Raw genomic sequence first — 13,545 nt, 5'->3', positions numbered from 1 at the left:
GAGTATTCATCCCTTCTACTCCTTCATCCCTGAGGTAGCCATCGTCTGCATGACGCTACTTTGTGAGATGATGAAGAGTGTAATTGGGACGATCATCAGGAGTAGCGCGACAGCCGCCCCCACCCCAGCGCGGGCAATCCCACCCTGCGAGATTTGTCCCAAAGCATAGTGAAGCGTTTTTAGATTTTCACTGTAAATGAAGTTCCCCCCATCACTGCCCCATAGCGCAGGAAATTGCAGAATCATAAGGGTAAGCCATGCAGGCTTAACATTAGGCATCACAATTTTCCAGTAAATTTGATATTCATTCGCTCCGTCGATCTTCGCCGCTTCCAGCAGAGCATCGGGAATTTGCTCAATGAACTGCTTCATAAGAAAGAGTCCGAGCGGAAAGGCAAGCGACGGAACGATGATGGAAGCATGAGTGTTAATCCAGCCTAACCATGACATAACGATGTAGTTGGGAATGGCGGTCACCTGTCCTGAGAACATTAAAGCCAATACCACAATTGAGAACAACACTTGAGAACCCGGAAAGCGGTATTTGGCTAGCGGGTAAGCTGCGGCAGAAGCAAGCAGGATATGTCCGGCAGTGCCAATAACTGTAATAAGCAACGTATTCGTAATATATCGCGATAGCGGGATCCAAGAATTGCCCATTAAGTTGAATAAATCACTAAAATTCTCGGTGGTCGGGTTGGTCACGAAAAACCGAGGAGGGAACAAAAACAGTTCGTTTAAGGGCTTAAACGCATTGCTTACTGCATAGATAAGTGGCAATGCCATAAAAGCGCCGAATACAGCAAGTAATGCAAAGAGTAAAACACTTACTGTCAGGGAACGGTTCAATTTCTTGGTCCGCCGGAAAAGCAGCATCGTTCTCATTCTGCTCACTCACCTACCTTTCTGAGCATCTTCTGGGTCAGTTTATTAGCACCGATCATCATACAGAAGAGAATGGTAGCAATAGCTGATGCATAACCCATTTCAAACCTGATCGATCCGAAGTCCATTAAGTGGGTCACAACAGTATGTCCTGCGTAGTTGACACTGGGAAACCCAGCAAGTGCGATGGAAACGTCTGCCACTGCAAAAGAAGCGGTAATCTGCATTACAGCACCGAATAATAATTGGGGCCTCATCGAGGGAAGAGTGATGAACCACAACTCTTGCCAGCGGTTTCGGATCCCGTCAATCGCACCGGCTTCAATCAGCGACCTATCCAACGTCTGTAACCCAGCGATAAATGCCAGAAAACTGGTCCCCAAACTAAGCCACAGTTGAACCACAATGATAATGGGTAGAATGTACTCCTCATTTGAAAGCCACTGAATTGGCTCAAGTATAAATCCGAATTTTTGCAAAAATCCATTCAAATAACCATAGCTATCACCCGAGAAAAAAATTAACCAGATAAAGTACACATTCCCAGAGATCGAAGGTGCATAGAACACCAGAGTCATGAGTGCACGTACTTTAGGTGACAACTCATTTATGATCCAAGCAAACAGGAAGCAGGCGATGTAGCTCACGGGTCCAGTGATTGCCGCAAATAAAAAAGTGTTTTTAAGAGCGATCATAAAGACATCATCATCTAGCAGTAGTCGGGCATAATTCTGCCAGCCTACGAATCTGGGCATTTCCAGCATGTTGAAATTAAAGAAACTAAGTCCTATAGAAATCACGACAGGAATGACTGTAAAAAGAAAGAAGATAATCATATAAGGACTCATTAGCAAATAGTAGTGCTTGTTCCGCTTTAACTCTTGCCATGTATGGGATAACCGGGAATGCCTGGCACGGTAGAGATTCGGTCTAGTTTGTTTATTCGTTTCAGTTTCCATTTTTCTCTGCCTCCATCGCATTCGGTAACCTGAATTCCTTCCGTTTCACATCGATTTCATCGTTTATATAAAGAATGTAATCCGATAATGCTTCACGCGGATTCTCATGTTCGTTTACCACTTTGCGGAACGCATTATCCAAATGTCTTCCTGTAAAATATCCTCCGGGAACCTGCGGTATCCCCCGAACCCATTCCCATTGGCTCTCCAGATTGCGATAATCTTTAATTGGCCAAGGCAGTTCCTCAAGTGCTTCGATATTGGCTGTTGGATAACGTGCCGCCTCACCCAGTAGTCCCTCCATTGCGCGTCCGAACATTACCTGTGAATCCTTGGAGGTCCACCATTTCATAAATGTCCATGCTGCATCTTTGTCCGCAGCGTTCTTCAGCATCATCACTCCAGTGGTGTGACTGGCTACTTCATGGCTAATGCTACCGTCAGCTTGCTCCGTGCCTGGTACCATGCTGAAGTCCCATAGACCTTTGATTTCCGGCGCCAGCACTGTCAGCATGTTATAGATTGAATAATCGGCAATACCTATCGGCATTTCTCCGGTTCGGAAACGGTTGGAAAAGTCCGCCTGCAAAGGGAACTTGTAGTTTGAATAGAACTGCGTCCATTTTTTAAATTGTTCCATGGAAATATCCGAATCCAATGCACTGTCTGCTCCCCCTTCACCGTAAAATTGCCCACCGTTCTGATAAAGCAGCATGGAGAAGGTAGCATTAGGCACGAGAGTTGCATTGTTTGTCGGATTTTCAATTGGCAGATAAAACTCCATATTATGCTTCTGGAGAACCGAAATCATATTGTAGACATCCTGCCATGTATTGGGCGGCGTCAATCCTAATTCATTCAGGATATCTTTGCGAAAAAAGAGCATAGGAAACGTCTGCTGCTCTGGAAGTGCATATAACCCTCCATTATATTCATATGGAGTTAGAGCACTATCCCTGAACCGAGTAACAATCTCATCATAGTCATCAAAGGCTGTCAGATCTGCAGCTGCCCCGCGCATGGCATAATTGACAGGCATATCTTCCCCAATCTGCATGGCAACATCAGGCCCTTCGCCAGAAAGTGTAGCCGGCAGAAGAATATTACCTGGAACTAATCTCAAGTTGACTGAGATTCCGGTTTCAGGCGTAAAGGTGTCGTCAATTAAGCCCTTCATGATCTGTGCCTGGTCCCGTCCGGTCGTAGTCCAGACTGTAACAGAACGATCAGCCTTCCCTGTATTCCCAATACTGTCATAATCCACTGTATAAGAAGAAATTAGCGAACCGACTTCGTGCTTGACTTTCTCCCACCATGTTGCGTTAGCTCTTGGTAACTTGACATCAGGTGAGGAAACGATCATGTAGTCCAGCGTAAGCGGCTGTTCCCGGATGGATAAAATCCAAGTGCCTAGTCCTCCAACATTCGTTTTGAAGGAAGAGAGGTGTCTGGCTACGGTTTCCGGCGCTTTTACCATTTCTTCCAATTGATGGACCATAGTATACAACACTGCAACTTTATCGCTACGCTCCCCTGTCGACTGTTCCAGATAATCGGCAACGCTTCTGATGGTATCTTCCTGCCGTTTAAAGACTTCGATCATGTCAGGAAGCCGTTTATCAAGTTGATAATCCCGGTAGGAATCCGGTGTATTCGACGTAATCATAATAATCTTACGATACATCTCATTTAACTCTAAGACGCTGGATTCAATAGTCTGTAACAACGGCGCAACTTCTCCAAGTGTAACGGTCATCCTGATCCGGTGTATCCCCGGTGTTAAATGAAATAAATACGGTTCTTCGCCGTTGCCGAGAATGTCCGTCTGCCAGCCCATGCTGAAGTTAAAAGGGATGTTCTTCATCTCCGCAAACGGATATTCCCCGTCAATCGTGATACTTCTCGTGGCATACACACCTCTAAGCTGATCTTGCTTACGTTTTAGCGCAAGCTGATATAAACCATCCTCTTTGGCATCAACTTCCCACTCAATCCATTGGCCTGGAAGTTTCCAGTTCACTCCGCCAATTGTGTTCATCCGGATCTTGGAAATATCATATGGAATTACAGTTGGACTGGAACGATCTGACAGAGGTGCAAGGGTAGGTGACGATTTACGCTTTGCGTCCTCTGCCTGAATCACTAGATTTTGATCATCAGCAATTTGGATACCTGCCGCTGCATACTCACTTTTCACCTCTTCATAAGTCTGCACAGGTTTTTCTTGGTAGAGCTCGATATAGTCGATGATCATTGGTTCCCTCAAAGATTCCAACGACAGTTTTTGAATACCTTTTCCAAAGAAGAAGGAGTAGGGCTCTTCGTAATAACCTTCACTGTCGTTAAAAGAGGTTAATACCCACTCTGGTTTTTCAATCTGTTTTGGCCGCAGATCATTTCCCCGGTCATCTCTTTGTATTTCCTGATCTTGATTGCCCCAAATCCGATCAAACGACAGGTTATCTGCACCTGTAAACGGCACGCTATCATTTATCGTTAATTTCCGCTCAATAGCCGAACTTTTGCCTGCGAGCGGGAAATAATGAATTCGAATGTTATATATCCCCGGATTGTGCACATTAAAATTCCAGCTTATACCCCCGCTGTCCGGCATGATTACCGCCTTGCCGTCCAACCCTTCGTACTGATCAACATTCTTGAATCCGTTACCGCTAACATCAATATAGTCTTCGCCTTCCACACGAATAATTTCCGCCGGATGCTTTTCGGAGGAGTAACGACTCAAGTAGCTATCGTAACTATTTTCGGTACCAGTTGATGTCACTGCTTCAAAACCGCCCATAGCTCGGACACGACCTTTGTCGCTCTCCCTTGAAGGAATCATGGTGATTGCAGACAAAAACAACAAGATAATACATACTATGATTGTCACTTTCTTTGGCTTGTTAAAGCTCAAGTCTTCTCCCCCTACCGCTAGAAGATAAATTCTAAGCAGTCCACCCGGCCTAGGAAAAGACCGTGTGGGCTGCTTGAGTGAACAGAATCATTATTTCTTATAGACTTCATCAATTGCTGCCTGGAACGGAACTTTATATTTTTCTACGACAGTTGATACAGAATTACCTGCACTGAGATCATCGGCAAAAGGATAATACGGAAGATTCGGGAACGAACTATGCTCGAGATAATATCTATCAACAGCTGAGATGATATTATCGATGTCTTTCACGTCTGTAAACATGCTCTCATACCAGCCTTGATCCGGGTAGTCATAGATAGATTCAATATCATTAATTTTTTCCAAGATGTATACGAGCTGCTCTGGATTCGCAACCGCCTTAGGAATTACAAACGGTGCAGGATTGCCTTCAGGTGTATGATATGCTGATGCCTGCGGGCCTTTCGGGAACGGGAGGAATCCGATATCTGCATCCTTCATATCAGTACTGAGTCCGCCCTTCTCGTACAGTCCCCCGTAGAACATCAGTGTATTGCCTTGACGGAAGAACTGCCCCGGCTCTGTCCAATCGCCCCCCTCAGTAGCCCTTGCCACCTTATCGGTTACAATTTGAGAGATGAATTTTAAAGACTCAACCGTCTTAGGATCATCAAGATTCTGTTTGTCCCCCTTAGTCAATCCCGTCTCGTTAGAAGCCAGTGCCGGCTCCAGCAAAGAGCCTCCGGCAAGTCCCCATGAATCCAATTTCCCGTCATTATTAGTGTCCTTATTTGCTTCTTTTGCTACCTGGATAAAAGTATCCCAAGTCCAGTTACCTTCGTCGACATATTCCTGGAGAGGCTTCATTCCAAGCTTGTTCATCAGTGTACGATTATAGAAGATTCCATTGGCACCAGCAGCTACACCCGCAAAGCCGTATCCTCTACCGTTGTACAGCATGGCTTCGTTTGTGATTTTTTGATCAAAAACCTTAGCATTCTTGGTATACTCATCAACCGGCCACAGCAGATCTTGTTTCACCAACGTAGGGATAGTATAGGATTTGCTCGCCATCACAATATCACCGATAGGTTCGCCGGACAAAAGAGATGCAGTGACTTTTTTCTGATATTCAGCGAAATCGATGGCTACATACTCCATTTTGAAGTTATGTTTCTTCTCTAATTCCGCTAAGTTTTTCTTCTTTTGAATATTGTCCGGATTATCCTCTGGAATAGTCATATCCCACCAAGCTACGACCTTCACAGACTTGCCACCCAAATCAAAATCCATCTCCGGTGTGGCCTGATCATTACTCCCAGAAGTATCCGTTTCTTTTTGGCTATTATTAGCAGTTGCATTATTAGTAGGCGCTTGTGTCGCTGTTTCATTGTTAGGTGTGTTATTAGTAGCATTAGTGCCACCATTAACATTTCCACTTGTGTTACCGCCGGAACATGCGCTTAATGTAAAAACAACCAGCAAACTCTGTAGTAGAATTAGTGTTTTTTTGATTTTCACTTAATATCCCCCTAGATATATTTTAGGTGTAAGCGATTTCAACAAGAGTTTCTAATATACTTAGCAGTACCGGTACATAGTAAACTTTGTTTGCATCAATACTGTCTCCTCTTCTCTCTCCGTCACTTCACCTCCGTGTGAATTTTTACCGAAGTTCCGATCCTTTTCAGATCACTATTTCAATAAATCAAGTATGCTTTTTTGAAAGCGTGATCAATATATAGCGATAAGTACTTAGTTGTATTATATTGATTGTTTCAGCTTTCATTTTTAAATTTTACAGTACAAAATGACTCAAAACCTTAAAAATCGCGCCAAATAATAGCACAAAATAGACCTCTTAAAAATTTAGTTATATTATTTCTTCTCTTTGATGCAAACATATTCCATTTGCCGTATCTCACGCAGATACTGCTACACGATGCAAAGCCCCGCAAACTTCTGCGGGGCTTTTATTTACCAAATGAATCCTCTGTTCAATTCATTAAACGGAACCAGCTAAGTGCTACTGGCCCTTGCAGAATAAAGTATATATCATGGCGACCGGTAGCCCCATTTAGAGCAAAGGTGTAGCTTCGCCAGTTTCGAGTTCCTTCGGCGAGAATGACATATCTACCGGCAAGTACACCATCCTGACCATCGAGTCTGATTTCCACAATCCCTTCTTCTGAAGCCGCTGCTCTCATTTCTGCCGCAAAAACTCCTTCTTTTAGTTCTACATCTTTGAAAGCTATCCATCCTGCTGTACCGCTTACGACAGCTGCACTACCGCCCTCAGTACATTCACCAAGGTAAATACCATCATAACCATCGTAATTGGTTGCCCGTGTCAATTGTGTCAAATCACGAGGCGGAATTATTTCACCATCAACCATAATAGAGCCTTCCAGACGCAAATCCGCTGAACTGGAGCCAAGCAATATAGAGTAAACGCCGCTTTCGGTACAGAACTGCTCACGCGTCACATCCCAGAACGAAAGCGAATCTGTCGGTAGATGGAATGTTACTTCCGCTGTCTCGCCTGGTGCAAGCAATATCTTCTGGAAATCTGCCAGCTGAAGAAGAGGGCGTTTCACCCGGGAACTCCCCGACTTCACGTAGAGCTGTACCACTTCCTCACCTAAATATTTGCTTGTATTGGTGATGCTGCAGGTTATATCCACAGTTGAATCTTTTTCTGCCTTAATCCGATCTGTAGAAAGCCGAAGATTCTCATACTGGAAATTACTATAAGAAAGACCGTGGCCGAACGGATACAGCGGCGTGCCTTCAAAATACTGATACGTTCGTCCTCCCTGAATGATATCGTAATCCATGAAAGGTGGTAACTGATCAACTGACTTATACCAAGTCATATTTAATCGGCCGGAGGGATTGATGGCTCCAAACAGTGCATCAGCAACACCATTTCCAAGTTCTTGACCAGCATGGGAAGTGTAAAGAATGGCCGGAACCTTATCTTGTATCCAATTGAAGGAGAATGGATAACTACCTACAACCACTACTATGGTATTTGGATTGGCTTCAAACACCTTTTGCACTAGTTTTTCTTGATATTCTGGTAGTGAAATATCTGGACGATCTGTTGTCTCTTTACCATTAATTAGTGGGTGGTTACCGACAAATACAATTGCTGTATCTGCATCACGCGCTGCTTCAGCGGCTTCCTCAATACCGTTTGTTACATATTTAAGCGCAAACTTCTCAGCAGTAGACCCAGGAGAAACCTGCCTGATTTCAGCAGAGCCGCCCACGTTAATGGCATTCGCGGTTTCAGCAGCTTGTCCATCTCCGACAAGAAGTGTTCCGTTCTTATCCCCAATAGTCACCGGCATCCCGTTCCAGGTTTTAATAGTTGTTAAGTTATCTTCAGAAGTAAACTTTTGAAGCTTAAACTCTTCCTTCGTAAACCAATCCCAAATCCGACCAGAAGAAGCCTGTATAGTTTTATCATCTGTACTCAGGTAACGTCCATTCCGCTCCGCTATGATTGTATGGCTATCCCAGCCCCAATCGGTTGCCTCAAATACGTCGCCTTCCTTTGCCGAGTTTGCATCGGCTACGAGTGTTGCTTTGTCATCATCACCTAAGCGAACATATTTTCCGCTGCTTACTGCCTTCAGCTGTATGCGGTCAGTACCTCGGGTGAATAACGCTTCGCCGTTGTTCCCTGCTTCCGCCAACCGATCGCGAATACCCTTCAGTGGGGACACGGTATACGGCATAGTACCGCTATACCAATCACTGTACACGATATCAGCCAATGGACCAATTACTGCAACTTTGTTCAACTTGTCCACTTGAAGAGGCAGTATATTATCCTCATTTTTCAACAGTACTATTGCCTTTTGTACAGCTTCAAGTGCAAGTTCGGCATGCCCAGTCCCAAGAATTGCTGTTTCGTCAATGCCTGCGTACGGATTCCGATCAGCCGGGTCGAACTCCCCAAGCCGGAAACGGACTCGGAAGGTATTACGCAACGCGATATCGAGATCGTTCTCACTAAGCAGCCCTTCCGCAAGCGCCGTACGGATAGCCGCAGTTACCACGCCGGCCTCATCAGTAATGCTGTCAATACCGCCTTCACGGATAGAACGGGCTACCGCTTCCTGTAAAGATTCTATATAGTGATGATCTCTGACTGTTCCGGTTACGTCAAATGCATCGCTGACCACGAACCCGTCCATTCCCCACTCACGTTTAACGATATCGATTACGCTATTGCTGAGATTCGCTGGTACGCCATTAATCGCATTGTATGCAGTCATCATAGACTTGGCGCCACCTTCTTTGAATGGAATCTCGAATGCCTTCAAATAATATTCACGTAGATTACGCGGGTCGAGACTGATAGAGGTCTCTCCCCTACCCACCTCATTGTTGTTAGCAATAAAATGCTTCAATGTCGCAACCGCCTTCAAATAAAACGGGTGCTCACCTTGAATGCCCTGCGTTAGCGCTGCAGTTAATTTGCCAGCAAGTACTGGATCTTCTCCATAGGCTTCTTCCGTCCGGCCCCAGCGCGGATCACGCTCCATATCCACCGTCGGCGCCCATAAAGTCAAGCCGTTATGGGTTGAGTTTTGCTTATAGAATCCTCTCGCCTCTTCACCAATTGCATTTCCAATACGCTTTAGTAGTTTCTTATCCCAGGTACACGCCAGACCAATAGGTTGCGGATAGGTTGTCGCTTCACCCAGCCAAGCCATGCCGTGTGCAGCTTCTGTACCATGCTTATATGCTTGAATTCCAAGTCTTTCGACTGCAATCTGATATTGAGGCATGAGATCTATTTTTTCATCCAGAGTAAGACGTCCAATTAAATCATTCACTCGCTCTTCAAGCGGCAGATCAGGATTCCAGTAGGGGGAAGACGTTTCTTCTATTGCCATTTTCAAACACACTCCAATCCTATTAATAAGCTTGATAATCAAACCAGTCAAAATGAGCAGGGGAGAGAGAATGTGCCCCGTTCCCTGTTGCGTACATAGCGATAAACACACCTGTAAATCCACCAGCCACTTCCGTAGACAGCAGTCCACACTCTCCGCTGCCGAATACAACTGGTTCCTCGTTATCTTGTGAAAATTCAAAAACATAATGTGTTTTGTCAGCACGGACTGTGAGAATAACTGTATCAGAAAACCATGGAATTTCGTTCTCTATCTTCCAAAGCGTACCCAATCTTCTCCGGAAGATAAGCTTTCGTTCGCCCTCAGTGCGCAACAACGCAAGCTCATAATGAAAACGTTCATTCATAAATACAGTAAGACCTGCTTCTTCACCGTCTTGCTGCGGCTCAAACGTCAGATGTGCAGCAAACCGTGCAGCAAAATGTTGCTGTCTTCTACCGATAAATGCCGGTGAATCTGCTTCATTCAACGTAACAGGGGAGCCGTGAAGCGTTAGGCAACCTTTATTTTCTGATAGCGACCAATTCTCCTGATCTGGTGTACGTAAAAATGTCCAGTATGGAGCCAGCAACTCGTCATCAAAATCATCGCGTACCGTAATCATTGATTCTGACAGTTGTTGTTGCGGAAGGTTTATTACCGTCATTCTATCGCTGATAGTCCCATTGTCGCCAATCATCGGATAACCCTCTGACGTCCAGCTTACCGGTGCCAGGAACGTTTCACGACCAAGGTGATGGTGCATCGGGTAGCCAATCGGTCTGATCCCCAGGAATACCGCCCACCAGGCGCCGTCTGGTGACTGTACCAGGTCTGCATGTCCAGTTGCGTGGACAGGCTTAAGCAAACTTCTATGGGACAAGATCGGATTATGGGGGCAACCCTCGAATGGTCCCTGCGGACTCTTACTCCGCGCTACTGTGACCATATGTCCGTATTCAGTACCGCCTTCAGAAATCATTAGATAATACCAGCTGCCGACCCGGTAGAGATGTGGGCCTTCCGGATATTGCCCTCCGCTTCCCTTCCATATCAATTTCACTTCCGATAGGCGCTCTCCTGATTTTATATCAATACGACTCTGGTATGCTCCCTGACCATTGGCGTCATAAGAGGTCGTGTAATAAACTGTGCCATCCTCATCGAAGAATAGATCAGGATCAATCCCCAACTGATCGACATAAACAGGATCAGACCACTCCCCCCACGGATCATCAGTGTACACATAAAAGTTGCCACCGCCGGATACGTTTGTAGTAGTCATGTAAAATGTCCCTTTGTGATGCCGGATAGTTGGAGCATAAATTCCACCCGAGCTTCTCACTTTTGTGAGATTCAATTGTTCTACCCTTGTTAAAACATGGCCAATCTGCTCCCAGTTTACCAAGTCTTTGCTATGAAACAGCGGTACTCCTGGAAAATATTCAAACGAACTTGTAACAAGAAAATAGTCATCCCCTACCCGGCAGATACTGGGGTCTGGATGAAATCCACTGATAATAGGATTGCAATAATTAATTTGTGTATTAACCGACAAAACTGAATCACTCCTTATAAAAATTATTCAGTTCGTATTATAATTCAATTCAATGTCCTTTTTCCTTGACTTTCCGGCCTGAAAGTAGCATTTTCAGGACATTATTTCTCGCTGTAGACAGACTACAAGACTTCAATTAAATTATCTATGCAAATGATAGAGAGAAGACTATATCAGCTTTACATTATCTTTTATCCATCATGTAAAAGAAATAAATGAACTAGGCTTCTTCGATTTTCAAGATCCTAATTTTGGCGTTTAGTAGAATTAAAGCCCCTATAAGTTTTCCAGACATGCTCGGAATCAAAGTTTTTCCCACTAACGAAGGATATCTATTTATTGGATTAAGTATTTTTTTTACTTCTACTTCGGATAAAGACTTGATTATCAGATTATTAACAGCATAATATAGACTAAAATCCCATAAGATTGGAGGGTTTCAAATTGAGTGATGTATATTTAAACTGGTTTACAACAGACGAAAAGTTCCCCTTCTTTATTCAATACGGAGGGCATGAGGAAGAAATGTCGCTACATCAACATGTCGATTTCTCCGAACTTGTCATTGTCCTGAAAGGTCATGCTACACATGTTGTTAATAATGAAGAAACTTTTATTAAGAAAGGAGATGCTTTTGTCCTGAATGGCGGTACTCAGCATGCGTATAAAGCCCCTCAAGATTTCAAAATATGCAATGTGATGTATAAACAAGAAATGTTAAACACGGCCGGTTCTGACTTACGCTCCTTAAACGGTTATCAGGCACTTTTTATTTTGGAGCCATTCTATCGGAATAATAATTCATATAAAAGTAAGTTGAACATGTCCATTGCGAGTTTAGAATATGTCTCAGCAGTGGTTTCCACCATGGTGACAGAATATGAACTCAAACAACCTGGCCATCAAACGATGCTCGTTTCCCGATTTATGGAACTTGTCGTGTTCTTATCTAGACAGTACGATCATCAGGAAAAAGGCTTTGCTAACAGTCTAATGCATCTCGCCAGTGCCATTTCATATATTGAGGATCACTTTCTTGAACAAGTAACTTTGGAAGAAATAGCTGCTCGTTCGGGGATTTCTGTCCGACATCTTAATCGGATCTTTCAGTCTTATTATCAAACCACTCCAATCGCTTACCTTCAGCGACTCCGGCTAGAACGAGCTTGTACACTGTTGAAGCAAACTAACCTTACAATCACCGAGATCTCTTATGAGTGTGGCTTTAACGACAGCAACTACCTCACCCGTCAGTTTAAAAGAATACATGGAATGACTCCGAGGACATTTCGTAAACATAAATCTACGATGCAATAATAAAAAATTTAGCGGCTCAATAGTGCTAATCTCGGTCTCAATAATTAAGGAACGGTTCATGCTCTTCCTATAAAATATTTATTGTTAACTATATGCTCCGGATGTTGTTGAAAAGGATAGAAAATATTATCTTTATGCATACATTCATGGTTCTAAGGGTTGTGTCGCTGTTCGTTTATGGCCGAAATCAACAACGAAAATATGATAGAAGTTTTACAAAATACATTTATTGATGACATTTTGCCCACTGAAGAACCATTCTCTTTTTTTGAAGCTTGTTCACCTCGTAAAATAGGAGATACGTATTATTTAATTTATTCTCCGAGAGTTGGCAGTAGGATTGATTATGCTACTAGCGAGTCACCCACTGGCCCTTTTAAATACCGAGGCACAATTATAGACAATGCCATTGAATACCCTGGTGGAAATAATCACGGCTCAATTTGTAAAATCAAAGATCAATGGTATATCTTTTACCATAGAATGACCAATAATACTGTGTTTTCTAGACGAGGCTGCGTTGAACGCATAGAAATCTTGGCGGACGGAACTATACCTCTAGTTGAGATGACCTCTCAAGGCTTTGAGCAATCCCTTCTTCATTATCATTGCATTCCAGCAGATCTGGCTTGCGTGCTTACTGAAGGTTGCTACATCACCGAACGAAACGTCACATGTGAGGAGATGGAAAAATAAATGAACCAAAAGACACATCCAGCAGCCTCTTCACTTCTTTGCTAAAGTGCTTTTACAAGTTTGTTTTATCTAATTCAAATGAGATCACTGTTTTAATTGAAGTACTTCCGATCATTGAAGCTGGTTTCTTTGACTAAAAACAGCATTCAGTGTTTCTGTCACCCAAAAGAGACACAACACTTCTACTCAGATCTTCATTTAAATTGAAATGCGAAAACTGTCCTGCATAATGCTGCTTATTGAGGTTTTAATTACATTGCTTTTCATTTATATATCCATCTAATCGGTAATCGGACTATGTTCTTGTCCTTGGCTCGG

At 43.7% G+C, this 13,545-nt stretch carries 8 protein-coding genes; 2 read left to right on the top strand and 6 right to left on the bottom strand.

Annotation, left to right across the window (positions count from 1 at the left end; genetic code table 11):
* Positions 1–15: 15 nt before the first annotated feature.
* The 6 genes from gpAD87_RS10005 to gpAD87_RS09980 form a co-directional block, all read right to left on the bottom strand.
* Entirely contained in the window at positions 16–885 is an 870-nt protein-coding gene (locus gpAD87_RS10005; protein WP_064637919.1) for a carbohydrate ABC transporter permease, read from the bottom strand.
* Positions 886–890: 5 nt separating this feature from the next.
* Positions 891–1,844 carry a carbohydrate ABC transporter permease gene (locus gpAD87_RS10000; RefSeq protein WP_064637917.1) on the bottom strand — a complete coding sequence of 318 codons (954 nt, stop codon included), beginning with the start codon at positions 1,842–1,844 and terminating at the stop codon, positions 891–893.
* Positions 1,834–4,689 carry an extracellular solute-binding protein gene (locus tag gpAD87_RS09995; RefSeq protein ID WP_082935268.1) on the bottom strand — a complete coding sequence of 952 codons (2,856 nt, stop codon included), beginning with the start codon at positions 4,687–4,689 and terminating at the stop codon, positions 1,834–1,836. Before gpAD87_RS09995 ends, gpAD87_RS10000 begins: the two co-directional genes overlap by 11 nt.
* Positions 4,690–4,851: 162 nt before the next feature.
* Positions 4,852–6,264 carry an ABC transporter substrate-binding protein gene (locus gpAD87_RS09990; protein ID WP_064637913.1) on the bottom strand — a complete coding sequence of 471 codons (1,413 nt, stop codon included), beginning with the start codon at positions 6,262–6,264 and terminating at the stop codon, positions 4,852–4,854.
* Between the two features lie 476 nt (positions 6,265–6,740).
* Positions 6,741–9,656, bottom strand: coding sequence for a glycoside hydrolase family 3 protein (locus gpAD87_RS09985; protein WP_064637911.1), 2,916 nt, complete (start codon positions 9,654–9,656; stop codon positions 6,741–6,743).
* Between the two features lie 22 nt (positions 9,657–9,678).
* Positions 9,679–11,196, bottom strand: a complete 1,518-nt coding sequence (locus gpAD87_RS09980) for a glycoside hydrolase family 43 protein (protein ID WP_064640838.1) — start codon at positions 11,194–11,196, stop codon at positions 9,679–9,681.
* A gap of 462 nt (positions 11,197–11,658) precedes the next feature.
* Between gpAD87_RS09980 and gpAD87_RS09975 the strand changes: the two genes are divergently transcribed.
* Positions 11,659–12,531: a helix-turn-helix domain-containing protein gene (locus gpAD87_RS09975; RefSeq protein ID WP_064637909.1), complete on the top strand. Its 873-nt coding sequence runs from the start codon at positions 11,659–11,661 to the stop codon at positions 12,529–12,531.
* 177 nt (positions 12,532–12,708) lie between these two features.
* On the top strand, positions 12,709–13,227 hold the full coding sequence (locus gpAD87_RS09970) for a family 43 glycosylhydrolase (protein ID WP_064637907.1): 519 nt from the start codon (positions 12,709–12,711) through the stop codon (positions 13,225–13,227).
* Positions 13,228–13,545: the final 318 nt, after the last annotated feature.

The organism is Paenibacillus sp. AD87 (assembly GCF_001659845.1).
Taxonomy (GTDB): domain Bacteria; phylum Bacillota; class Bacilli; order Paenibacillales; family Paenibacillaceae; genus Paenibacillus; species Paenibacillus marchantiae.
This window is presented reverse-complemented; position numbering and strand designations above follow the sequence as displayed.

Coding starts and splice junctions, on each gene's coding strand:
- gpAD87_RS09970 (WP_064637907.1), top strand. CDS start 12,709: ATGGCCGAAATCAACAACGAAAATATGATAGAAGTTTTACAAAATACA.
- gpAD87_RS09985 (WP_064637911.1), bottom strand. CDS start 9,656: ATGGCAATAGAAGAAACGTCTTCCCCCTACTGGAATCCTGATCTGCCG.
- gpAD87_RS09995 (WP_082935268.1), bottom strand. CDS start 4,689: ATGATTCCTTCAAGGGAGAGCGACAAAGGTCGTGTCCGAGCTATGGGC.
- gpAD87_RS10005 (WP_064637919.1), bottom strand. CDS start 885: ATGAGAACGATGCTGCTTTTCCGGCGGACCAAGAAATTGAACCGTTCC.
- gpAD87_RS10000 (WP_064637917.1), bottom strand. CDS start 1,844: ATGGAAACTGAAACGAATAAACAAACTAGACCGAATCTCTACCGTGCC.